Genomic DNA, 548 nt, shown 5'->3' with positions numbered 1-548 from the left:
TCTACACAAGCATTACAGACACCACGATCCATCAGATCCATCAAAATGGGTGAATAAAGTAAATTGGGGGTAGGGGTGAACCCCCCCACCACAGAAATGGATGAGCCGACACCACCGCCGCCAGCGACACGGACAGACGCGGTTTTGGGACGGTTGCCAGTTGGCAAGTCTGAGAGGGGGGCGATCGCCCGTCCGGTTATCAATGTACATTGATAGGTCAATATTGCCAGGTGGCAACCGGACGGCGTGGCGGTTCGCCCGGAGATGCCGGACAACCCGACATGGGACGCTTGACTCGTATCAATGTACAATGACAAATGTATCAATGTACAAAGATAGAGTTATGAGCAGTATGGCCAACTACAACCCCGACACCAGCGGACTAAAACAGCCGAAATGGGACCACACCCCGACCGTCCCGATCCGCGTCCCCGCAGAGTTTGCCGATGAGCTACTGGCTATAGCCCGACAGATGGATCGGGGGGAAGCGATCGAGGCGGCACCCAACAGCAACGGCAACGGGCGGCCGCAAGGTGAGCCGACGCCCG

The 548-nt window shown here is 57.1% G+C and carries 1 protein-coding gene and 1 pseudogene; one reads left to right on the top strand and one right to left on the bottom strand.

What is annotated here, in order from left to right:
* Window positions 1-311: hypothetical protein (locus tag AC0QHF_RS05205; RefSeq protein WP_324703126.1), on the bottom strand; the 311-nt coding region annotated here is incomplete at its 3' end.
* A gap of 14 nt (window positions 312-325) precedes the next feature.
* On the opposite strand from AC0QHF_RS05205, the pseudogene AC0QHF_RS05200 reads away from it, so the two are divergent.
* Window positions 326-548 (top strand): annotated as a pseudogene (locus AC0QHF_RS05200) (hypothetical protein); the annotation flags it as partial.

This window comes from Lyngbya sp. CCY1209 (genome assembly GCF_055795065.1).
This window is presented reverse-complemented; position numbering and strand designations above follow the sequence as displayed.